Source organism: Paenibacillus sp. OK060, from assembly GCF_900101205.1.
In the GTDB taxonomy this organism is placed as follows: Bacteria; Bacillota; Bacilli; order Paenibacillales; family Paenibacillaceae; genus Paenibacillus; species Paenibacillus marchantiae.
The window spans coordinates 614429-635938 of the sequence record NZ_FNFR01000003.1 but is presented as its reverse complement, the minus strand read 5'-3'; the positions used below and the strand labels follow the sequence as shown (position 1 = coordinate 635938).

At 47.5% G+C, this 21510-nt stretch carries 20 protein-coding genes; 13 read left to right on the top strand and 7 right to left on the bottom strand.

Annotated elements, in window-relative coordinates:
- Positions 1-2 precede the first annotated feature (2 nt).
- The 3 genes from BLS14_RS14485 to BLS14_RS14475 all read right to left on the bottom strand — a co-directional run bounded on the left by BLS14_RS14485 (position 3) and on the right by BLS14_RS14475 (position 2865).
- Complete coding sequence (locus BLS14_RS14485) at positions 3-776, bottom strand: isocitrate lyase/PEP mutase family protein (protein WP_090952495.1); 774 nt, start codon at positions 774-776, stop codon at positions 3-5.
- Between the two features lie 72 nt (positions 777-848).
- Positions 849-1895, bottom strand: coding sequence for a bifunctional transcriptional activator/DNA repair enzyme AdaA (locus BLS14_RS14480; protein ID WP_090952492.1), 1047 nt, complete (start codon positions 1893-1895; stop codon positions 849-851).
- Positions 1896-1989: 94 nt separating this feature from the next.
- Positions 1990-2865, bottom strand: a complete 876-nt coding sequence (locus tag BLS14_RS14475) for a DMT family transporter (RefSeq protein ID WP_090809294.1) — start codon at positions 2863-2865, stop codon at positions 1990-1992.
- Between the two features lie 232 nt (positions 2866-3097).
- Here BLS14_RS14475 and BLS14_RS14470 point away from each other — a divergent pair, with 232 nt between their 5' ends.
- Positions 3098-3676: a hypothetical protein gene (locus BLS14_RS14470; RefSeq protein ID WP_090952489.1), complete on the top strand. Its 579-nt coding sequence runs from the start codon at positions 3098-3100 to the stop codon at positions 3674-3676.
- 201 nt (positions 3677-3877) lie between these two features.
- On the opposite strand, the gene BLS14_RS14465 is transcribed toward BLS14_RS14470, so the two are convergent.
- Entirely contained in the window at positions 3878-4795 is a 918-nt protein-coding gene (locus tag BLS14_RS14465) for a phosphatidate cytidylyltransferase (RefSeq protein WP_090809290.1), read from the bottom strand.
- Positions 4796-4891: 96 nt separating this feature from the next.
- Between BLS14_RS14465 and BLS14_RS14460 the strand changes: the two genes are divergently transcribed.
- Positions 4892-5446 carry a C40 family peptidase gene (locus BLS14_RS14460; protein WP_090952486.1) on the top strand — a complete coding sequence of 185 codons (555 nt, stop codon included), beginning with the start codon at positions 4892-4894 and terminating at the stop codon, positions 5444-5446.
- Positions 5447-5562: 116 nt separating this feature from the next.
- Here the strand turns inward: BLS14_RS14460 and BLS14_RS14455 are convergent, their stop codons facing one another.
- Positions 5563-6024, bottom strand: a complete 462-nt coding sequence (locus BLS14_RS14455) for a VOC family protein (protein WP_090952483.1) — start codon at positions 6022-6024, stop codon at positions 5563-5565.
- 161 nt (positions 6025-6185) lie between these two features.
- Between BLS14_RS14455 and BLS14_RS14450 the strand changes: the two genes are divergently transcribed.
- Complete coding sequence (locus BLS14_RS14450) at positions 6186-6620, top strand: Lrp/AsnC family transcriptional regulator (RefSeq protein WP_063565856.1); 435 nt, start codon at positions 6186-6188, stop codon at positions 6618-6620.
- A 179-nt stretch (positions 6621-6799) separates the two neighbouring features.
- Entirely contained in the window at positions 6800-7948 is a 1149-nt protein-coding gene (locus BLS14_RS14445; protein WP_090952481.1) for a glycerate kinase, read from the top strand.
- Positions 7949-8039: 91 nt separating this feature from the next.
- Here the strand turns inward: BLS14_RS14445 and BLS14_RS14440 are convergent, their stop codons facing one another.
- The gene (locus BLS14_RS14440) at positions 8040-8432 is read right to left on the bottom strand and encodes a winged helix-turn-helix transcriptional regulator (protein WP_082935339.1); all 393 of its coding nucleotides are present in this window, start codon (positions 8430-8432) and stop codon (positions 8040-8042) included.
- 235 nt (positions 8433-8667) lie between these two features.
- On the opposite strand from BLS14_RS14440, the gene BLS14_RS14435 reads away from it, so the two are divergent.
- Complete coding sequence (locus BLS14_RS14435) at positions 8668-9411, top strand: SDR family oxidoreductase (protein ID WP_090952478.1); 744 nt, start codon at positions 8668-8670, stop codon at positions 9409-9411.
- 270 nt (positions 9412-9681) lie between these two features.
- Positions 9682-13269, top strand: coding sequence for an S-layer homology domain-containing protein (locus tag BLS14_RS14430; protein WP_090952476.1), 3588 nt, complete (start codon positions 9682-9684; stop codon positions 13267-13269).
- 173 nt (positions 13270-13442) lie between these two features.
- Here the strand turns inward: BLS14_RS14430 and BLS14_RS14425 are convergent, their stop codons facing one another.
- Positions 13443-14009, bottom strand: coding sequence for a GbsR/MarR family transcriptional regulator (locus BLS14_RS14425; RefSeq protein ID WP_072733846.1), 567 nt, complete (start codon positions 14007-14009; stop codon positions 13443-13445).
- A 200-nt stretch (positions 14010-14209) separates the two neighbouring features.
- Here BLS14_RS14425 and BLS14_RS14420 point away from each other — a divergent pair, with 200 nt between their 5' ends.
- From BLS14_RS14420 to BLS14_RS14390, 7 genes are all read left to right on the top strand, one after another.
- Entirely contained in the window at positions 14210-15085 is an 876-nt protein-coding gene (locus BLS14_RS14420; protein ID WP_063565861.1) for a carbohydrate ABC transporter permease, read from the top strand.
- A 53-nt stretch (positions 15086-15138) separates the two neighbouring features.
- Positions 15139-15999: a carbohydrate ABC transporter permease gene (locus BLS14_RS14415; RefSeq protein WP_090952677.1), complete on the top strand. Its 861-nt coding sequence runs from the start codon at positions 15139-15141 to the stop codon at positions 15997-15999.
- Positions 16000-16033: 34 nt separating this feature from the next.
- Positions 16034-17413: an ABC transporter substrate-binding protein gene (locus tag BLS14_RS14410; RefSeq protein ID WP_090952473.1), complete on the top strand. Its 1380-nt coding sequence runs from the start codon at positions 16034-16036 to the stop codon at positions 17411-17413.
- A gap of 87 nt (positions 17414-17500) precedes the next feature.
- Complete coding sequence (locus BLS14_RS14405) at positions 17501-18268, top strand: HAD family hydrolase (RefSeq protein ID WP_090952471.1); 768 nt, start codon at positions 17501-17503, stop codon at positions 18266-18268.
- Positions 18265-18600: a DMT family transporter gene (locus tag BLS14_RS14400; RefSeq protein WP_076287289.1), complete on the top strand. Its 336-nt coding sequence runs from the start codon at positions 18265-18267 to the stop codon at positions 18598-18600. Before BLS14_RS14405 ends, BLS14_RS14400 begins: the two co-directional genes overlap by 4 nt.
- Positions 18600-19610 (top strand): metallophosphoesterase family protein, encoded by a 1011-nt coding sequence (locus BLS14_RS14395; protein WP_090952469.1) that lies wholly within the window; start codon positions 18600-18602, stop codon positions 19608-19610. The genes BLS14_RS14400 and BLS14_RS14395 overlap by 1 nt, the downstream gene beginning before the upstream one ends.
- Positions 19611-19961: 351 nt before the next feature.
- Positions 19962-21422, top strand: a complete 1461-nt coding sequence (locus BLS14_RS14390; protein WP_090952466.1) for a carboxylesterase/lipase family protein — start codon at positions 19962-19964, stop codon at positions 21420-21422.
- Positions 21423-21510: the final 88 nt, after the last annotated feature.

Sequence of the window (21510 nt, the reverse complement as noted above, 5' to 3'; positions counted from 1 at the left end):
TGTTAATTTCCAGATAGAATACTTTGCCCCAGTTCTTTCAGGTGTTCCATCGCTTGTAGATAAGGATAAGGCCCATAACTTACGCGTGCCACACCCAGCCCGGCAAGTTGTTTCGGTGAGGGTTCATGGGATGTAACCATCACGTTGACCGGAAGCGACGAACGTTCACACAATTCCTGAATCAGTTGTTGATTCTGTAAGCCCGGAACGAACAGACCACTGGCGCCTGCTTCTGCATATGCCTTGGAGCGAATAAGTGCTTCTTCCAGGAGAGCGTGATTGTGTCGTTCAGGTGCATTTTGCAAAAAGATATCTGTGCGGGCGTTAATGAACAGCGGAATGCCTGCCTGCTCCGCAGCTTCCTGGGCAGCCGACAGTCTCAGACATTGCTCCTCCACAGCGTACAGTCCCGCGCCAGAGGGGAGCTGATCCTCAATATTAATTCCTACCGCACCGTGATGGATCACTTGGCTCACATTTCCCTTCACTTCTGACGCCAAACTGCCATACCCTCCCTCAATATCGATCGTAACAGGCAAATCCACGCTCGCTGTAATCCGGGCCAGATTGTCCAGTACCAGCTGGAATGGCATCGCTTCTCCATCTTGTTCACCGTGGGCAGCAGCTACAGACCAGCTTCCAGTAGCGATTGCTGCTGCTCCAGCAGATTGGATGGCGAGTGCACTCCCGGCATCCCAGACATTGACCAGAACCAATGGATTACCTTTGGTATGGGATTGGTGGAACATCAACGCTTTTTTTTGTAGGGTACTCATAAGACTTATCTCCTCCGTTACATAGCTGTATCCTTCATATCACTTGCCGTTCTTTTCTTATCTATTGAGTACTCAGCTACCCTGCTTCTCGTGAGTTAAAAGCCAGTTTTTGCGAGTCAGGCCTCCTCCGTATCCACCCAGTTCACCACTAGCATTGATCACACGGTGACAAGGAATAACAATGGCCAGTTGATTGGCTCCGTTGGCCTGTGCTACCGCTCGACATGCTGTGGGTTTACCCAGTGCATTCGCGATATCTTGATATGATCTCGTCTCCCCCGGCGGGATCGCAATCAATTGCTCCCATACACTCTTCTGGAATGGTGTTCCTAACCAGAACAACGGGGTATGGAATACAGTTAGCGTGCCCTCAAAATACTGCGCAAGTTCCCGTTCAATGGAACGAATCGGATCTGTTACTCCAGGTACAATGGCTGACTTCGTTCGTTTGCGCAATCGTTCCACCTCGCGCTCCAGACCTCTTCGATCCACGAATTCGAGCAGATATAATGCTTTCTCATCGGCTACAGCCATCATGGGTCCAAGACGTGTGTCGATCCAGGACGCCTTCAATACATGTTCTTCATCTACTTGTGTAGGCGCTGCGCCCATGATTCGCGAGAAGGCATCCCGGAACCCGCTGCCAGACTCGTAGCCGGTGGACAGCTGGGCATCAATGACCGTACGACCGGAGCGAATATTTTTCAGGGCCAGTCCCATGCGGCGGGCACGGGCATACTCCACAAAGGTCATGCCAAATCGCTTCTTGAACTGACGTCTGGCCGTCGATTCGTCGATGGATAATGCCTTGAAGTCCTGGCCTTTCCAGCGTTTCTCCGGATGGTTCTCCACGGCTTCCACCAATACGCGTACCACATCAGATACCTGATTGGGATGAGACAACGGGCGGCAACGCTGGCAAGGACGATACGAAGCAAGCAATGCCTGCTGCGCCGTCTCATAGAATTCACAGTTTTCGAATTTTGGTTTTCGCGCGGGGCATGTAGGCCGGCAGAATACACCCGTCGTCTTGACGCCTACATAGAATAAACCTTCGTATTCCGAATCCTTGGCAACCAGAGCCTCATAGTATTGTTCTTTCAGTTCAGCAGAAATCATTGGGCGCACGTCCTTATATCAGTAGAGTTTATCCTTATTGATATTATAAAAAAACGATGCGCAGGGCATCGCCGAAAATCAGGCATGAATATTTTTATTTCATCAATACATTCTTATTATTTGTTCGTCCAGTCCAGTTTACCAGAAAGATACCCAGGAATATGCATAGCCCGCCCATATAGACGTAATTCCGAATGACTTCGCCCAGAAGCAGCCAGCCGGATAAGACCCCGAAAAATGGAGCAAGAAACAGAAACGCACTTGTCTGGCCCGGATCGCCCTTGCTTAACAGGTAATACCACGTAGCGAACTGCACAATGGAACCGAGGATCGCCAGATATAGAATCACCCCTATGGACGTGGTGTTCAGGATGAGTTTTGTTGATTCCATGGTAAAACTGAGCAATAACAGCGTTAGTCCGCCGAATAACATCTGATATGCCGTTAGCACCCATGTGCTGAAGTGTGAGCCCCATTGTTTGACCAAGAGGGTAGCGATCGCCCAGGACAAGGCAGACCCCATACCCAGTAACGTTCCTCCGGAGAATTGAAGATGGAAACCAAGCGTGATGAAAACTCCTGTTATACCGATGAGCACCCCAAACCACTGGTATACCTTATATCTCAGACCAAGAAATACACTCCCGAGAAGAACTACCAATAGCGGATTTGTAAATGTGAGAATGGATGTCTGCCCGGAAGGAATAGTGCGCATGCTCAGGAAAATGCAGGCCATCACACCCGTCGTCTGGAACAGACCGATGACGAATAACCGGAGCCAGTCAGGCGCGGTCACGGGAAGATTTTTATTTCGCACCCAGAGCGCCATTAGTCCTCCAGCGAGCGTAAATCGAATGCCGACCAGCAGAATGGGTGAGACATAAGTCAATCCGATTTTGCCCACAGCAAAGGATGAACCCATAAGCGAAGTGGCGAGTATAACGAGCATCATAAAAGCAAAGCGATTCAACCTTTTTCCCCCTCAAATAGCATGTTTTTTTGACCCTTTCAGGGTAACACGCCAACACTTCAGGGTTCATCGAAGTGTAATAACGAATTGAATTTAGTGCTCATTTACATAATATGGAGCTTAATGTGAGACGATATGGTGTAGTAATTACTATAGAAGGTGCTGATTGGAAAGTTCTCTTTGGATGAATGCATAAGGTTTGTTACTTTAGATAAATGGAGGGAGTACCAATATGAATCTTAATAAAAATAAATCTATTCTCTGGGTGTCTGTTCTATGTATTCTGCTGTTGACCAGCGCATGTGGGGCAAAAAACAACAACGAATCCGTACAGGAACACGCCTATCCACAATCGAAGCAGCCCATAGAGGAAGCGGGGAATAGTTCCGTTCCCAATATGGAGGCGAAGAATAACAATAATCAGGCGAACGAAAGTGTGAATGAAGGCAAGCCTACGGCCCAATCGGAATCCTCCGCTGATGCGGCAGGACAGGTCATGATCGTAATTGACCAGACGGATAAGCCGTCCGAGGGCAATAGCTTTGATTTTGCGATAAAACAAATTCCTGAGGGCTATGCTTTATCCGAGATGCGCTGGACGTCCAACACGGTAACGATTGTGAATTCCTACAAGGAAGCGATCGAGCATGGCGCGAATGGAAAAGAAGGGTTTTATATCAGTGGTGACGGGCAATTCTCCGGATTTATTTATTCGGATGAGATGAAGGGTGAACGCGGCAAAGCGACTTTTGTATTTACCAATGAAGAGGGGAAAGAAGTGACCTCGGAGAAGGAAATTAAATTAAAATAATCAGGCAGATCATAACCGTGTGCAGTGCTTTCTGTTAATTCAAAAATGGAAAATGAAACAGACACATTATACGTGCGCCTTCATTTCTCCCATAAATGAGTAAAAGCAGCCGTCAAGGCTGCTTTTTATTGATCTGCAAGCTTACGCTTTGTTCTAGTAGACTGAGTGTGTCCAGCTCTCGTGTCTATAACGGACCTGCTCCTACATGAAGTCGAAGAAATAACGCACCACGTGGAACATGACTGGAGAGGTGTACGTCAGGCTGTCGACCCGGCTCAGGTAGCTTTTTTTCAACGCATCGAACTTATTGTCATCCCCGATTAACAAATCCCGCTTCAGAACAGAAACCGTCAGACTTCCGAAGAACCCTGCCAGAGCGATCAACACACCGATGAAAAGCGCGAAACGTGCATCAAACGGAGTCAGGTAAGGATGAATGAAATAAGAGGCAGCGGTGGTTATAACGAATGCACAGGCGAACCCTTCCCATGTCAAAAAAGGATTGGCCGTGGGCACCACTTTGCGTTTGCCCAGATAGAGCGAGGCCAGATAATGCACCACATCATTCAGCTGGGTTAATACGACCAGGAACAGGACCAGCTTTGAACCATATTCCGGTGTTGCGAACGGGAAGTAGGCCAGATGACTAAGTCCAAATACCATTAGCATTAATCCCCATTGCGTCGAGCTGACACTGCGCAGGAAACCAACCGTGCCCTTATTAATTAGACGGGGCAGGGGCAGCACCAGGAAGACATAGAGTGGAATAAACACGATAAACATCCCATACCATCCAATATAGATCCAGTAGAACTGTACCGGAATCGCCAGATACGCCCATAGAAACAACCTGCGATCAGCTTTGCGGGTGCTGCGGATCATGGAGAAGTACTCTTTCAGCGCGAAAAAGGTGAGTACCATAAGGGAGATCAGGGAGACAATCGGATTGAAGAGGGTGGCGAGACAGAAGATGACAAACATGCCCCACCAGGTTTTGATTTTGTTGCCAATGCCCGAATAATCCTTATCCGGCTGAAGCTTCGTAATGATTTTGTACACGATATGTATGACCAATAAAGCAATAAAAATCAGTGTTAAGGTAAAGAGTGAACTGCTCAAGTACAATCACCTGCTTATCCAGAAGTAAGATTCCAATATAGGGTACCTATGTTATTATGAAGGAATAGTGCCAACTTGATAAGGGGAAATTTCGTTATGACAGAACCACGCTCCATCTATATCCTGCTTACGAATACGGGAACGTTGTTTACCAAAGTCATTCAAAGTTACACCAGAGCGCCATACAATCATGCCTCCATCTCATTTGACCGGGAATTATCCGAGCTGTACAGCTTTGGTCGCAAGCATCCGAGCAATCCGCTGAATGGCGGGTTTGTGAAGGAAGATATTCAGACAGGTACATACAGTAAATATCCAAATACCACATGTGTCATTTATGAGCTTCAGGTGACGGAGCGTGAAGTGGAAAAAATGAAACGGGTGCTGCACATCTTCATTCGCAGCCGCCAGAAATATATGTACAATCTGCTTGGTGTGATTGGCATTACGTTGAAGGAGCCTGTGGAGTTCAGCAACTCCTACTTTTGCTCGCAATTTGTTGCCGAGATACTGCAGCGTTCAGGCATCAAGCTGTGGAACAAGCTGCCTGCGCTGGTGACCCCGGATGATTTTCGCCAAAGTGAACAACTACAGTTGGTGTATGAAGGGAAGTTAACGGAGTATAAGCCGAGCATTGAAGAGGGGGAATGAGGGCAAGGAGTATGTCTTATGCCCATACGCTCGCTGTCCTATTGCTCAAATAACATAGTATAAAATAGCCTGCCGCCACGGATTTCAGGGCAACAGGCTGTTCGGTTTGTGTAACGTTAGATAGATGGTATGGACGAACGGTCAAAATCAACCTCTTCGAGGAATTCGATCACTTCACCATTTGGACTATGCACAACCGCATTTCGAACTTGAAGTGGGGGCTCACCAAGTGAGATCCAATCGGGTTGAATATATGGTTTTGCACCATGAGCAAGCGCTCGCTCGTAGATCTCTTCCACATGGTCTACGTAAAAGGCGAAATGCAGTAATGCCCCATGTTTTACTGCTTCCGGAGACTCTGCTGGTTCACCTTCGGCCGCGATTACGGCTCCGGGGTCAAACAGTTCAATGCAGGTCCGTTGATCCGGTGAGATCAGCATGCACGCCTCAGTAATTTGAAAGGCGGGCAGACTCCAGGAGTGACCAACTTTAAATCCTAATACATTCGTATAGAATGAGAGGGTATCCTCATAATTACGTGCTTGAATGGCTACGTGAGCAAGTCCGTTTACACTCATGCTCATCACTCCTTCGTCAGATTGTATTCTAAAGTATAAAAGGAACGGCGCATTGGAACCATGTGATATCAAAGGATATAATGGGGTGAGAGTTGTAATTTGTAAGCTCTTTTATCCCAAAAAACTTATTAAATTAGCCTGATTCTCGGGAGGGTCTACAAATGGGTTATGTTATAGATGAGATCGACCAGCAGATTATGCGTTTGCTGCAGCACCATGCTCGCATGCCAATTGTACAGATTAGCAAAGAGGTAAACATGTCCCAGCCTTCAGTCAAGGAGAGAATTCTCAAACTGGAGGAAAACGGAGTCATATCGGGATATTCAACCATCTATGATTTGTCCAAACTAAATCGTGGGACAACGACGTTTATTTTACTCAAAACAGAGCATTGTGAGGAATTCGTTCACTTCTGTGAACAGGCTGTTGAGGTTACGGATTTATATCGGATTAGCGGTGAGTACAACTATCTGATCAAGGTACAGACGGCAACCATTGAAGAGCTTGCAGAGTTCCAAGACTCGCTTGTGAAGCTTGGTCCATCCAAATCCCATATCAGTATGAAAAATATAATGGAACACCGTGTGCTGCTCTAAGTAGCAGCGAAGCACGTTAGTGTATGGGTGGCAGGATATTCGGTCCTGCCATTATTCATTGTGCACGTGCACAATGAATTTCGTCTGTTCATCAATATTTATTTGGCTTACCAGTAACTATAATGAAAGCGCGTTCAAAAAAGGTTTATCCTTTAATAACACGGATGGGGTGGGAGAAGATGAGAGAGACAACATTTGTACTGGCACCGGATTCATTTAAAGAGAGCATGACAGCGAAAGAAGTATGTGTGGCCATGGAGAAAGGATTGCGTAAAATCTATCCAACCGCCAACTATATTCATGTACCGATGGCTGACGGAGGCGAAGGCACCGTGCAGTCGCTGGTGGATGCTTCTGGCGGCGTAATTCACCAGAGAGAGGTGAGCGGGCCACTAGGGCAGCCTGTATCAGCGCAGTATGGCATTCTGGGCGATGGGTTAACGGCGGCGATTGAGATGGCATCGGCGAGCGGCATTCATCTGGTGACCAAGGAAACCCGGAACCCGCTTCGCACGTCAACCTATGGCACGGGAGAGCTGATTCGGGCGTGTCTGGATCAGGGTATTCGCAAAATCATTATCGGAATCGGTGGCAGTGCGACCAACGATGGGGGTACAGGCATGGCGGAAGCGCTTGGTGCAACGTTTCTGGATGCAAACGGACAGCCACTTGCACGTGGAGGCGGCGAACTTGATCAACTGGCGCATATCGATGTGACTGGGCTGGATGAACGATTGCAGGATGTGGGGTTCATTGTCGCCTGTGATGTAACGAATCCGTTATGCGGAGAGCATGGGGCCTCACGGGTGTTTGGACCGCAGAAGGGAGCTACACCGGAGATGGTGCAGGTGCTGGATGCTAATCTTTCCCATTATGCAGATGTGGTGAAGCAGCAGCTACACAAGGATATACGTGATGTGCCGGGTGCTGGTGCGGCAGGTGGTTTGGGCGCAGGGCTTTTGATTTTTACACAGGCTGTGTTGCGCAAAGGCATTGAAATTGTCATTGAATACACTGGATTGCGTGACAAGCTGGTACATGCGGATGTGGTGTTTACGGGCGAAGGCGGCATTGATTTTCAAACGAAATTTGGCAAGACGCCTTACGGTGTAGCGCGTGCTGCCAAGGAAGCAGGCAAGCCAGTTATCGCCATTGCAGGTTACGTTGGTGAAGGGATAGATACGTTGTACACTGAAGGTATTGACGCGGTGTTCGGTATTGTGCCGGGGGCGGCTGATCTGGAACAACTTCTGCGCGAAGGCCCGGAGAATGTGGAGCGTACAACCGAGAATATTGCGAGAGTGCTAAAATTGGGTCTGATTTCTTAACATTCTGTGGTTCGGTTATGAGGCGTAGCCTGTTCATAACAGATGGCAATACTGGCGTCTCGTCTGCTAACAGAGATGAAGGCATGAGTTTTTATTCAGATTTCGCTTCGTTATGGGATTCCTCGACTAATTTCTCCGCAGTAATCATATGTTTGGTTCCGTTCAAATACTCCAGATGAGCCTTGCCCCAGCCGCACATGCCATCCAACAGCGTACCAATCGTCTGCCCGTGTTCGGACAGACTGTACTCGACCTTCGGTGGAACATCGCCATAGAGAGTGCGCACAATAATCTGATCCTGTTCCAGCTCGCGCAGCTGTTTCGTTAACGTCCCCTGCGCTACATCGGGAATCATGCGTCTTAGTTCGCCAAATCGCTTCGTGCCTTCCTTCAATAAAATAAACAGGATGAGCGGTTTCCATTTTCCATTAATGGCTTCCAACGTAACGAGTACACCTTGTAACCGTGGCTCCTGTAAATCCATAGTATTCACCTCGATTTAAACAACTATATGTAACTCCATCATACCTGATTTCATCGCATTCTGCTTGTTTTGTCTATGTGAATTGGGCAGAAATAACTGTGTGTCTGGTTCCAATAGTACGAATTTTCGTACCTGGTACGATCCAATTGCGTACTGTTCAGCGCTAATCTTTTCGATAATAATGAACAAATGCTAGAAAAACGAAAAATCCAGCTATACGAGAGGAAGATGCAGAATGAGTCCATTTACATTGGAGAATAAACGTGTCGTGATTATAGGAGGAAGCTCTGGAATTGGACTTGCAACGGCAATCCAGGCTGCTGAGGCTGGTGCACATGTAGTTATCGCGGGACGATCGGAGACCAGACTCGAGGAAGCAAGGGAGCAGATTGCTCGTGTCGCAGGCAAAGGCAAGACTAGCACGGTGTCCATCGAAGTGTACGTATTGGACAATCAGGATGAAAAGCAAATCGAACAATTTTTCAATCAGGTTGGTGCATTCGATCACCTGTTCACCCCTGGAGCTGCATACACCCGTGGTCCGTTAACTTCAGATCGAGAGACGGCCGAAAGCTGTTTCAAGGGCAAGTTCTGGCCTCAATATTTTGCTGCCAAATACGCAGCTTCGTATCTATCGGCTTCGGGTTCGATCACGTTAATGTCGGGGGGCTTCAGCCAACGCCCACTGGATGGTGGCGCTTCTTACGCAGCGTGTAACGGAGCGATTGAAAGTCTGGGCAAAGCACTTGCAGTGGAGCTCGCGCCTGTTCGCGTGAATGTCGTGTCCCCCGGAACCATCTGGCGAGAGGGGCAGGAGGGTACACCTCGCGGTGAACATTTTAAAGACTATGAGAGGCTGTCTGTGCTCAAGCGTGTGGGCTACAATGGGGAGATTGCACATACGGTTACTTACCTTATGACGAATACATTTACGACAGGAAGCACATTGTTTGTGGATGGCGGATATACAATGATTTGATGCGTCTACCTGTTTGTTATACAGGGAGCAGTGGAGGAGTATAGGGACGACGTGACAAGAATCATAAATTTTATGGAATATAGGACTCTATAATTAAATGAAGAAGTAAAAATGATGAATAATGACGAAAAATATTTGAAATCCGGCCTGTTTTTCACCTACAGGCCGGATTTTTTTCCGTTTATTGGAGCGAATGTTCAGAATCCGTTCAGAGTTGCGTAATACAATAGGCCTATATTTCGACAAGCGAGATTAGGGAGGAAAGCGTATATGCAATACAGAAAAATATTTAGCACGCTGCTCATTTTGGTGTTGGTAGCTCCTTGGTTAGCAGTACCGGCAGGAAAGGTACATGCAGGGGCATCGTATCCGGTACCCGGAAATAACGGTCTATTAACGATAAAGTATGTGGACGAGAAATCAATAGAACTACAGTGGGAGTATGCACAATCCTCATCTTCTACACCACCTGATGTAAATTACCAGGTTTACATATCTAATGCTCCTGATCTTGCAGACATGCAACAAATCAGTGGAGCATCAGGACAGGCTTATGGTGATCCGATTAATGGTTCAGCTTCTACTACAAATGGTACATTTTCGAAAATAATTACAGATCTAATAGAAGGCGATACGTACTATTTCAATGTAGTAGTTAAAGACCGATATTTGGAAGCTACGTATCAAATGCAATCTATCCAATTCACTGCACAACTGAGTGAGCTAGATCAGTACAACGAACTCAAAAAGAAGGCAGACCGGGGTAACAGCGATGACTTTATCCAAGAAGCTATCTTGCTGCTTAGTAATGAGCAATTCATTGGAGAGCCTGACTTTAAATCTTTGCCTGTAAGAGATCAGGAGGCTATTGCACAATACTTATTAGAAATTGATCCACCAACAAGCGCTGGATACGAGAACAAAGGGCAAGTTGAGTTTTTGGTGCAATTAGCTCTGAAAGCCCTTGAAGTGACTCGCCAAATCGATGGACCGAATGCATTAGTTGCACTTAATGACCTGTATAGTAAGCAAGCAGAAAGAATAAATCATTTTGATTATCCGAGTGCTGAAGATAATTTCTATCCACTCATTGCTGCATATAGCACTGCCTCCGAGGTAGATAAAAGCACAACGGCTTATCTATACGAACTTAAACTCAAAAAAACATCTTCCATTTCAAGCGTTTTGAGATATATAGACATAGCAGTGGAAGATACACCTTTCATTAATCGTGCAAATACGACTGAGGAAATGGTAACGTCACTGGATAAATTAAATAAAATTCATGAGAATATTCTGACTTATAACGAAGCGAATCCAGGAACTCCGATAACGAGCTTCGCTTTGGATACAAGCAAAATGGATAACTTGACACCAGAAGAGCAGGAACAGTTGGCTGATCATATGCTTACTGAAAGACCGATTGGTGGATATGCAAGTTTTGAATCCATTCAGACTACATTTAACGAATTTTTCCCTGGTAATGAAATTGATGCGTTGGCTGCTGTAAATGCTGCAAAGAGTAGCAACGATATTGATGGTATGATTCTGGCCGTGGAAAATCCTGATCTGGAAATTAATTTACCGAATGGATACTATGAATCCTTGCAAGTTAAGAAATTCATTGCTGGTTTCCTGATTGATTATGTGAAGAACGATTATAGAAATAAAGATCAGGTTCAATATATGATTGAACTCGCTGTTCTGGCACAATCCATCTGGGGGCAGAAGGAATTCGACGTTCTTAAAAACAAACTGGATTTATTTGCACAAAAGTTGGTGGATGGACCAGATTATTTTAATGACCAACAAACATATGTGCTGCGCAGCTTGGGGCAACAACATTTGGACCGTAGCCAAGTAGATAAAGGAGTTTTTGCTTATAAATACCTGCATCAGGTGGCTTTTGAAAGGTTGGAAGGAGAATTTAAAGGGAATATTGTTAATCCGGAGATTGTACTGAGTCTCTTTTCTATGCCTTTGGAATCCTTTGAGAATGCTACTTCTATTCCGCTAATGGATGAATGGCTTGATCATGCCATGAACGAATGGATTGCAGGGGAAGCATTCTTCGATAACTATAAATTTAGACGTACAGGTGCCCTTGATTTATCTAAAAGAGCTGAACTTAGCCCGGAAGGCAAGAAAGAACTGGCCGAATGGGTGCTTAACGAACAAGACAGATACGAGGATGTTGGGAATCTACAATATGTGATCAACCAATTCTTTACGGCCCCAAATGTAACGGGAAACGATATCAACAACACCATAACTGGCTTGGATGACACCATGGAGATCTCCCTTAACGGCAAACTGAACTGGATTGATGTTGCTTCTATTCAGAAATTTGATTTTAGTGGTGACAAAACGGTATGGGTTCGTTACAAAGCCATCAGTGACTTATTGCCAGGACGTGCGGTGAAGATTGTCTTCACGGCGAATGGCGATAGCAACAACGGAAATGGTTCAACACCAAACACGGGCGGAAGCACAGGTGGAGGATCTTCAGTGACTACACCTGTAACGACTACACCGACGACCAAGCAGGAACAAATCGTCGTGGACGTGAACGGAGCGAATGGCACCAACCTCACCAAAACGCCAATTACACGTACAACCGAGGCAGACGGTACGATTAAGGACCTCGTGAAGATGTCTGAGGCGATTGCCAAGGAATCGGTGGAAAAAGCGAAGCAATTAAACATGAATACTGCACGCATTGTCATCCCTGACGCCAAAGATGCTGTGTCTGAGACACGCATTGAACTGCCAAAAGCAGCGGTGAAACAGCTGAACGATGGTGGGCTTAACCTTGAGATTTCCACAGAGAACGCTATTATCTCGGTTCCAACGAAGTCGATTGCCGGATTCGACCAGGATCTATACTTCCGCGTCGTTCCGTTGAAAAAGGAATCCGAGCGTAAAGAAGTGGAAGAACGTGCGAAGAAAGAGCAGTTGATTCAACAGATTACTCCAAATTCAAACGTGAAAGTACTGGCTCGTCCGGTTGAGATTGAAACGAATATGCAAAGTCATGAAGTAACACTGACATTACCGCTGCGTGACAGTCTGCCAACTGATCCGGCTGCACGCCAGCAAGCTTTGAACAACCTGGCTGTGTACATTGAACACAGTGACGGCACGAAAGAGTTGATTCAAGGTAAGCTCGTGAAGCTCAGTGATTCCAGTGAAGGCATCGAGTTTACAGTTAACAAATTCAGCACGTTTACCCTCGTTGTGGTGGATGGACTGAAAGCTTCCCAAGGCTCGCACAACCCGTATATCAACGGTTTTGGTGCGGATTTCCGTCCGGATGCATTCGTAACCCGTGCGCAAATGGCAGCGATGCTGGCTCGTAATCTGTCTGATGAAGCGGGAACTGCATCCTCGAACGCTGTAAACTACGACGATGTATCTGCTACCCATTGGGCAGCGAGTGATATTCAAAAAGCGCAATCCGCAGGCATCATGAACGGTATGAACGCCACTCAATTTGCACCCGAAGGTTCGATTACCCGTGCACAAATGGCGACCATTGCATACCGCTGGATACAGCAACAAAGCGTAGACGCATCAAGCATCACAACACAAGCAACAGATGGTGCTGGATTTACAGATGTGTCCGCCGACCTTTGGGCTTTCGATGCAATTGCCTACGTACAATCGGCTGGCCTGATGACCGGATATAACGATGATACATTTAAACCGAACAGCAAACTGACCCGTGCTGAAGCCGTGAAAGTATTAAATGTACTGTTCAAACGGACGCCGGTAACAGGCGTAACTACGCCATCTTTTATAGACGTACCTGCAACACACTGGGCTTTTGCAGACATTGAGGCTGCGGCACAGAAATAAGATAACCATATCTATAACAAAAGGGGAGCCCAACCATGAAAACATGGCGGGGCTCCCCTTTAAATTATTTAAAGCCAGCTCAGCAAGCACATCGTTGCTCGCCGAGTTGGCTTTTTTAGTTTAACGAACGAAGTGAATGCTATTAATAAGGCGTATATGATTCCTTAGCGTGTTTAATCACTTTCATGTGGAGCGTCTTTGTAAAAAACTCCATCCCGCAGTTGATCTACAAATCCCTGCAACCACTCATAATACTGCTCCGCATGCTGAAGTTTATGCAAATCGCGCAAAGCGTCTTCCCGTTCCTCCGGCGGAGTTGTTCTGGCGAGAATAATCTCCGATAACTGCGGAATGACCTCCCGAAGGCTTTCCTGCATCACGTCGATTTCCCGTTGAAGCTTGGCCCCGAAGAAGTTCTGAAACGTACGGAAAAAGTTGGTTTCGGCCAGATACTGATCCTGGCGTTCCCGCTTTTCCTCCAATTTATAGATCATCTGAGATTCGGTAAGCGAACGTACAGCATAACTCATATTACTTTTGCTCATGTTCATGGACGTTTTCATCTCTTCAAGCGTCATGGGACGATCCTCAAAATACATAATGCCATACAGTTGACCAAATGAATGATTGACTCCATACAGATCCATGGTATTGGCAATGGCGTCAATGACTTTCTCCCTCAGCTCGGGCCGATAGGACAACGACGAATGGTTCTGGTCCTCGGCAGCTTCTTTTCCCACAATCTCACCTCTAGTATATGGATGGGACTCCCTGTTTCCTTTTCATATTTTACATGACCTCGCGTTATTTTAACATAACCCGGAATTACATTTTTCAAATGTATTATACAATCATTTTTGTACAGAAGAGATTAAAGGGAGTTTGAAGACATGATTTTTAGAGAAATTAAATAAAATTTGGACGATTAGGAGTGTGCAAATTGCGTGTGAAATTATGGAGGGAGACAGAAGCGGTTCTCTTCACCCTTCCTGCCCTTATCCCATTACTCATTTTCTGGCTGGGGCCTTTGGGATACATTGTTTATCTGAGTTTTACGGATTGGGACTTCATGAGTCCTGACAAATTATTCGTCGGTTTGGATAACTACAGCTATCTGCTAACCAATTCTGAATTTTACCGTTCATTAAAAGTTACGCTGTTGTTCGGTCTTGGAAGTGTAGTGCCTACGATTGTGGGTGGATTGGCGCTGGCCATGCTCATGAACAGCAAGATTAAGTCCTCCGGCTTGTTCCGGACGCTGCTGTTCTCCCCTTGGGTGACTCCGACAGTCGCAGTCTCCATTGCGTGGTCATGGATTTTCGAACCTGAAGTGGGGCTGGCCAACCTGTTGCTTGGCTGGGTCGGCATATCCCCGATCGGCTGGCTGAAAGATCAGAACTGGGCACTGGTAGCTGTGCTCATCGTCACGCTGTGGAAATCGATTGGCTGGTCTATGGTATTTTATCTGGTCGCATTGCGTAACCTGCCATCCGATCTGCTTGAAGCGGCATCGATTGATGGGGCAGGCAGCTGGGACAAGTTCCGAAGCATTACACTGCCGTTGATTTCACCCACCACGTTCTTCCTGTCCATCATTCTGACGATCCAGTCGCTTCAGGCTTACGACCAGATCAACGTGATGACGCAAGGGGGACCAGCGGGATCAACAAGAACACTGCTTTACATGTATTATCAATCTGCATTTGAGTCCTTCAATGTGGGCGAGGCTTCTTCCATCGCCGTTGTTATTATTCTGATCTGCGTTCTGCTGTCAGGAGTATCTTTCCTGCTCGGCCGACGCCTGGTGCACTATTGATGAACATGACCACTCTAAGCAACCAAAGAAGAAAAGATAATCGTCGTGAGGAAGTGCAGAAACGGAAGGTCCCTCGTGCAGGAAAAGGATTTGCTACCGCACTTCGCTATCTGCTGCTTGCGCTGGTGAGTCTGGCGATGGCATTTCCGTTCTACTGGATGGTCATTAGCGGTTTCAAAACGAATGACGAGATCTGGCAGTTCCCGCCAACCTTCTGGCCCGAAACGTTCCGCTGGAACAATTATGTGAATGCGTGGCAGTCTGCTCCATTTGCCCGTTACATTCTGAACAGTACAGGGGTAGCGGCAGCGATCTGTCTGATCCAGGTCATTAACTCCAGCATGATGGCCTATGCACTCACCCATATGCGTTTTCGTATAAAAGGGGTACTCACCGGACTGATTCTGGTAGGCTACATGATTCCGAGTACCGCCGTTTATTTGCCCAGTTATTTGGTGCTCAGCGAACTTAAATTACTGGATTCCTATACCGGACTGATTGTGTCCAACTGTGTCAGTGTGTTCTCTATCTTCCTGATTCGTCAGGCGTTCATGCAGGTATCCCACGAATTGGTGGAAGCCGGCCAGTTGGATGGAGCGTCGCACATCCGCATTCTTTGGACCATTATGACGCCGCTGGTTCGTTCGTCGTTTGCCGTGATGGTGTTGATTACTTTCATTGACCAGTACAACAACTATTTCTGGCCGATGCTCATTACCAAAGACCCCAATCTGCAACTGGTATCCGCAGGTCTGCGCAGCTTTTTCGTGGAAGGTGGAGCCTACGGTCTGGCATGGCCGCAGATCATGGCTGCCAGTGCTTTTACCATCGCACCGCTGCTTATCCTTTTCCTGTTTACCCAGAAAACGATCATGCAGAGTGTGAATATTACTGCCGGTGTGAACAAGAACTGATTTTCACAACATACTTTATATAGGAGGAATCAAAATGAAATTGGGTCAAGCGAGTATGAAATGGCGTAACAAATTAAAGCTCAGGTGGAGAGGGGGCATGTCGCTGGTACTGGCTGCGAGTTTTGCCCTGATCACCGCGTGTGGTTCCTCTGCCGATAGCGGCAAGGGCACGGGTTCAGATGCAGTAGCTGCGAATGGAGCTGATTCTGCATCAAGTAGTCCGGTCGAGATTGAGTTCTGGTATGGTCTGGGTGGTAACCTGGGAGATAACATGAAGAAGACGATTGACGCCTTCAATGCATCCCAGAACGAAGTTGTTGTGAAAGGGATTGTACAAGCCGATTACACGGAGACCGAACAGAAACTGCAGGCTGCCATTGCCTCGAAAAAAGTACCCGCCGCTGTACTAAGCTCCAATATCGACTGGGCGCGCAAAGGCTACTATGCACCTCTGGATGAGCTGATCGCCGCCGATCAGAGCTTTAACAAGGAAGATTACGTGCAAACCTTCCTGGAGCAGGGAAAAGTAGACGGCAAGCAATATTTCTTACCGATGTACGGAACAACTCAGATCATGTATTACCGTATGGATGCGCTGAAGGAGAATAATATCGACCCTGCCACTCTGACCACGTGGGAGGCACTTGCTGAAGCGGCAGCGAAGATGAGCAAGCAGGAGAATGGCAAGACAACCTTCTACGGCTGGGAGCCGATGTGGGGTAGCGATAACATGATCGACGCCGTGCTGGGTAAAGGCGGGAAAATTCTGAGTGATGACGGCAAGACCGTAACGATTGATTCACCGGAGTGGGTAGAGACGTGGGAACTGTTCCGCAAGTGGATTAATGAGGACAAGACCATGGGGATTCATTTTGGCGGCCAAGGATGGGAGTACTGGTACAAAACCATTGATGATGTGATGAAAAATAAAGCAGCCGGATACACCGGTTCCAGCGGTGACCAGGGAGATCTCGATTTCAGCATCGTTGCAGCCATGGAACAACCGGGCTGGGAAGGTGTAGGCCAAGGCAAACCTGTAGCGAGTGCGATCATGGCAGGTATCCCGGCCGAAGCGAGTCCAGAACAGCAACAAGCAGCTTATAAATGGCTGACGTATTTCTCGGAAACAGTGAATACAGCAGCTTGGTCCATGAACACAGGTTACATTGCAGTTCGTCAATCTGCTCAAGAAGATCCTGCTTTCAAAACGTTCAGTGAAGAGAACCCGCAAATCAAGGTTCCACTGCAGCAGGCTTCCCATGCTTCGGCTCCGTTCCAGGACCCGACCGGAGGCAAAATCAATGATGCACTGAAGGATGCGGCAGATCAGGTACAGATTAATAACATTCCAGCGGCACAAGCGCTGAAGGAAGCCAAAGAAAAGGCTCAAAAAGAATTGGATCGCGTGAAATAACAAGGGAAACAAGTTTAACTTAGAAGAGCGGTGCAGTCATGTGCCGCTTTTCTGACTTAGTAATTCAGCAGATAAGGAGCGTAACCAATGCCCGAATTAACGCTTGGGAGCCTTTCTCCCCCAATTGAGGCTATTTTATTTGACAAGGATGGGACATTGCTTGATTTTACAGCCATGTGGGGCTTCTGGACCGATTGCGTGATGGAGAACTTCCGGGAAGAGCTTGCTGCCCGTGGCCTTCAGTTCAATGCAGTAGAGATTCCTCATATATGGGGAACATTCCATGATGAGCAGGGACGAATGAACGGTTATGATGTGCGAGGACCCCTTGCCATGGGAACGATGGAGGAAGTCTACGCCGTATTAACTTGGCATGGCTATCGTGCAGGATTAAGCTGGGCGGAAGCGAAAATTATTGTGAGGGAATGTTTGCTGCAGGCAGAATACGCAATGAATAAGGAGCGCCCTGCTCAGCCCCTCCCAGGCGTTCTTGCCTTTCTTGAGCACTGTCGCAGCAAAGGACTGAAAATGGGTGTCGTCACAGCGGATGAGACAGAAAATGCCCTAAGTCATTTGAAGTGGATGGGGATTGAATCTTTTTTCACCGTAGTTGTAGGAACGGATCAGGTTGGACGGGGAAAACCGTTTCCTGACATGTTGCTGCTGGCGTGTGAGCGTCTGGGTGTACCTACTGCAAGAGTTGTCGTGATCGGCGATACGGATGGTGATATGGAGATGGCTCGTGCTGCCGGAGCTGCCTGGAAGATTGCTGTCGGTGAACCTGCTCATATCAAACTCGCGGATCTTACGGTTCTTTCGTTTGAGGAATTGCTGGAAGTCGAGGTAAACCGATGACGAGTCATTCGTATACGGGATGGATACTGCTTGCCCTAGCGATTGGATTGGAGCTGAGCGGTACGATTCTGATGAGGGTCTCGGATGGTTTTACCCGCGTATGGCCTTCCATTCTTATGTTTGCTTGTTATGGAGCGAGCTTCACCCTGTTGAATTTTGCTGTGAAGTATATGCCGCTGGGTGTTGCTTATGCCATCTGGTCGGGCGTAGGCATTACATTGATTGGGATCGTGGGACATTACTTTCTGGGTGAACGTCTGAAGGCGATGTCGATCGTCTGGATGGGCTTTATTCTGATTGGCATTATTGGACTGAAATGGAGTGATTCCTGATGGGAAATGAAAATAAACACGAACAACCGATAATCAGCTTCCAGGTCATCACAGATACTCATGTGAGAGAGCAGGCTGATCATATCCATAACCGTCATCTGGAGAAAGCGCTGGAAGACATCGCAACGTATAGCCATGGCAGCAGCGGAATTATGCATGTGGGCGATGTGACCGATCGTGGACTGCCGCAAGAATACCAAGAGTTGCAGCGTATATTGGAGGCTCACGGCGAATCACTGCCTCAAATCCGTTACACTGTAGGTAATCATGATATCGGAGCCATTCTATGGGGAGATCCGCCGCTGAACTTGACCACAATGACCCAGCACGAGGTGGGTCAGGTGTTGGGGCATTCAGGGGATATGGGCCAGGTCGAGGCTCATGGTATTGAAAAACCCCAGAATTCCATCTCAATTGAAGAGTTATGGCAGAAGCGGCTGAGTGATTTTACAGCAATCACAGGTATGAACGGATCGTATCATGACCACTGGATCGACGGGTATCATTATATCTTCTTGGGTACGGAGCAGCCTCATCCAAAAGATTGTGATATGTCTGCCGATCAACTGCAATGGCTGGAATCGAAACTGTCGGAGCAAGCATTGCCGGAGCAGCCGATTTTTGTCTTTCTCCATCAACCACTGATGGATACAGTCGCGGGTTCCATGAAGGAACAGGGTTGGTATGGCGTGAGTCAGGACGCAGCATTAAAGGCTGTGCTAAGTCGTTATCCGCAGGTCATCCTCTTCTCTGGGCACACCCATTGGCAATTAGAGGCTCAGCGTACCATGTACGAAGGTGGCGGACAGCTGCCAACGATGTTTAATGCTTCCTCTGTAGCTTATCTCTGGACGGATGAGGATGAGCATCTGGAGGGAAGTGAGAGTCTGCATGTGGATGTATACCGTGATCGGGTTGTCGTTAAGGGACGTAATCATATAACCGGGAGCTGGATTGAAGGCGCGGAATATACGGTTCATTATCCCGTAAAAGTAAACGGCAGTAATTGATCCATACATCAGGTAAGTTGATGCAATATGCAGGGCAGCAATAGAAGACTTCGCTCGTTAATTGAAGCGGAGTCTTTATTATTACTGCAAAAGTTCCACGTGAAACGTAGCGATGGCGGTTGATTTTGAGCAAACTTGTAAATGGGACCAGCTGGGATTTATACTCAAATCAGTGGAAACGCGCCTGTCAGTACGTACGAAAGGGCGTTGAAGCAATACAAGATTATTCTTCGTGCACGTTATTTAATAAACCTTGAGACAGACTTTCGTCAGCCTAAAGCTACACCCGGATCTGAGCAAACACCAGTCGTAAGCTGGAACTATCGATCAGTAGAGAGGATGTATATGCGCATGAGGGAACTTCAAGTGAATACAAGATATGGCACGGTTCAAGGAGAGCTTCTGCATGGAGCGAGTGTATGGAAAGGCGTTCCTTATGCCAAACCACCCGTGGGTGAATTACGCTTCCAGGCTCCGGTTCCACCTGAGTCGTGGGATGGACTCAGAGAGGCGAAGCAATTCGGCCCTGAAAATATACAACCAAGAAATCCCCAAGCCGAGGGCCTATCCGGACAGTCTCCAGTGGAATCGGAGGATAGTCTTTACCTGAATATCTGGGCACCTGAAAAAGAAAGCCATGATCCACTTCCCGTAATGGTATGGATTCATGGCGGATCATTCGTTTCAGGCGCTGGCAGCCAGCCCATGTACGATGGAACACAACTCGTCCTCCGGGGAGACGTTATCGTCGTGACGATCAACTATCGTCTGGGGCCGCTAGGGTTCCTGCATCTGGCTCCGCTTGGAGAGGGTTTTGCATCCAATGTGGGTTTACTGGATCAGATTGCTGCGCTGCAATGGGTACGGGACAACATCGAAGCTTTTGGCGGCGATTCGCATAACGTCACGGTATTCGGAGAATCTGCGGGCAGCATGAGTATTGCGGCTTTGATGGCGATGCCAGCAGCCAAAGGGTTATTCCACCGCGCCATTATGCAAAGTGGAGCCTCACAAGTCATGCCAGCAGAGCAGGCTTCAGCCATTCGTGATGGCATGCTGAAGGTTCTGGGTGTAACACCGGATGACCTGCATAAACTCAAATCCATTCCAGTGGAGCAAATCATCGCTGCTGGCGAGACGGTCAAACAACAAAGCGGTGCAGGGATGGCCCTGTTGTTCCAGCCCGTACTGGATGGAGTTACACTTCCGAAGTCGCCTCTTCAGGCGGTAGAAGAGGGAGCCGCACAGGATATCCCTGTACTGATTGGAACTACTTTGCATGAAGGCTCGTTGTTCATTCAGCCTCAGGTGCCTTACTCCGAAGAGATCAATATGGTGAAGGCTGTTGATTTTATGACACCTGATCTGGAGAATCGGGCTGCCATTGCGGACAATTATCCCAAAACTGCAGATGGCCAGGCCCAGGTGATGACGGATCTGTTCTTCTGGCGCTCGGCTGTGCAATATGCGGCTGCTCAGCAGAAACATGCACCTGTATGGATGTATCGGTTTGATTGGGTGATGCCGGAGCATCCACTGCTGCATAAATCAATCCATAGTATCGATATCTTCTTTGCTTTTAATACGTTACCTGTATTGAAGTTTATGAATGCCGAACCGGATGCTGCCGCGGTAAAACTTGCAGGTAAAGTGCAGGATGCATGGATTTCGTTTGCCAAGCAGGGCAAGCCTGAGACATCGGGAGTTAATTGGCCTGCCTACGAAGATAATCGCGCTACGCTGATATTCAATCATGAAGTAGAGGTGGTCCATGACCCGGAAGCTTCCAAACGTGAGCTGCTGGGGCTATAGTTCGACCCTGTTTGGACTTCATCTCAACATAGACAAAAGGTGTGTCTCGTCATTGGCTGACGAGGCACACCTTTTTTTACGATGGATC

What these genes read in the sequence shown, in the direction of transcription:
- BLS14_RS14480 (WP_090952492.1), bottom strand. Translation starts at nt 1,895, where the DNA reads ATGATTTCTGCTGAACTGAAAGAACAATACTATGAGGCTCTGGTTGCC.
- BLS14_RS14410 (WP_090952473.1), top strand. Translation starts at nt 16,034, where the DNA reads ATGAAATTGGGTCAAGCGAGTATGAAATGGCGTAACAAATTAAAGCTC.
- BLS14_RS14470 (WP_090952489.1), top strand. Translation starts at nt 3,098, where the DNA reads ATGAATCTTAATAAAAATAAATCTATTCTCTGGGTGTCTGTTCTATGT.
- BLS14_RS14430 (WP_090952476.1), top strand. Translation starts at nt 9,682, where the DNA reads ATGCAATACAGAAAAATATTTAGCACGCTGCTCATTTTGGTGTTGGTA.
- BLS14_RS14390 (WP_090952466.1), top strand. Translation starts at nt 19,962, where the DNA reads ATGAGGGAACTTCAAGTGAATACAAGATATGGCACGGTTCAAGGAGAG.
- BLS14_RS14450 (WP_063565856.1), top strand. Translation starts at nt 6,186, where the DNA reads ATGGGTTATGTTATAGATGAGATCGACCAGCAGATTATGCGTTTGCTG.
- BLS14_RS14445 (WP_090952481.1), top strand. Translation starts at nt 6,800, where the DNA reads ATGAGAGAGACAACATTTGTACTGGCACCGGATTCATTTAAAGAGAGC.
- BLS14_RS14405 (WP_090952471.1), top strand. Translation starts at nt 17,501, where the DNA reads ATGCCCGAATTAACGCTTGGGAGCCTTTCTCCCCCAATTGAGGCTATT.
- BLS14_RS14440 (WP_082935339.1), bottom strand. Translation starts at nt 8,432, where the DNA reads ATGGATTTACAGGAGCCACGGTTACAAGGTGTACTCGTTACGTTGGAA.
- BLS14_RS14435 (WP_090952478.1), top strand. Translation starts at nt 8,668, where the DNA reads ATGAGTCCATTTACATTGGAGAATAAACGTGTCGTGATTATAGGAGGA.
- BLS14_RS14395 (WP_090952469.1), top strand. Translation starts at nt 18,600, where the DNA reads ATGGGAAATGAAAATAAACACGAACAACCGATAATCAGCTTCCAGGTC.
- BLS14_RS14460 (WP_090952486.1), top strand. Translation starts at nt 4,892, where the DNA reads ATGACAGAACCACGCTCCATCTATATCCTGCTTACGAATACGGGAACG.
- BLS14_RS14455 (WP_090952483.1), bottom strand. Translation starts at nt 6,024, where the DNA reads ATGAGTGTAAACGGACTTGCTCACGTAGCCATTCAAGCACGTAATTAT.
- BLS14_RS14400 (WP_076287289.1), top strand. Translation starts at nt 18,265, where the DNA reads ATGACGAGTCATTCGTATACGGGATGGATACTGCTTGCCCTAGCGATT.
- BLS14_RS14485 (WP_090952495.1), bottom strand. Translation starts at nt 776, where the DNA reads ATGAGTACCCTACAAAAAAAAGCGTTGATGTTCCACCAATCCCATACC.